Source organism: Curtobacterium sp. MCBA15_016 (genome assembly GCF_001865105.1).
In the GTDB taxonomy this organism is placed as follows: Bacteria; Actinomycetota; Actinomycetes; order Actinomycetales; family Microbacteriaceae; genus Curtobacterium.
In genome coordinates, this window is sequence record NZ_MJGR01000031.1 from 1,938 (window position 1) to 2,607 (window position 670).

General features: G+C 76.3%; 1 protein-coding gene. It reads right to left on the bottom strand.

The window, feature by feature from the left end; genetic code table 11:
- The coding region (locus BIV03_RS12870) for a universal stress protein (RefSeq protein ID WP_139201966.1) at nucleotides 1-431 on the bottom strand (431 nt) is incomplete at its 3' end.
- Between the last annotated feature and the right edge of the window lie 239 nt (nucleotides 432-670).

Below are 670 nucleotides of genomic sequence, written 5' to 3' on the forward strand. Positions count from 1 at the left end.
TCGGCGTCGATGCCGACGACGACCGGACCGCTGCCCGGGCTCCAGTCGTCCGGTACGACGACGGTGGGCACGGGTGCCCTGGTCGCGATGCGCTCCGGGAGCGACCCCGTCAGCGCGGAGCGGACCCTGCGCGACCGGTGCGCCCCGATGACGAGGAGGTCCGCGTCGGCCGTGTCGTCCACGAGCGCGTCGGCGGCGAAGCCGCGTGCGACGGAGGTCTCGACGACGGTTCCCGGGGCGGTGCCGCGGACGAACGCCGCGGCCTCGGCGAGGCGCTCGCGCACGACGAGGACCTCGGTGTCGGCCGCCTCGAGCGCGTGCACGATCCGGACCCGCGCCGGGCTCTCGGCGGCGCGCTTCGCCGTCCACCGCAGTGCCGTCCAGCTGGCCTGGGACGCGTCGAGACCGACGAGGATCCGTTCGACGGACATGGTGTTCTCCTGCTCCTCCGGGACCGCGCGCACGCGGCGTGCGGTCTGCGCGCGATCAGCGCGCGAGGCGACGCTAACCGGCGAGGGCGCGGTCGAGCAGGGCCGAACGTCCCGCGGAGCGACGCCCTCCCGAGCCGACGGTCGCGGGTGGTCGGCGATCCGACCCGCGCAGGGACCTTCGGCTCTCGGTCGAGCGCGGCGGCGGACGTACGGTCTCGACGACGGGCGGCCGCCCGTCG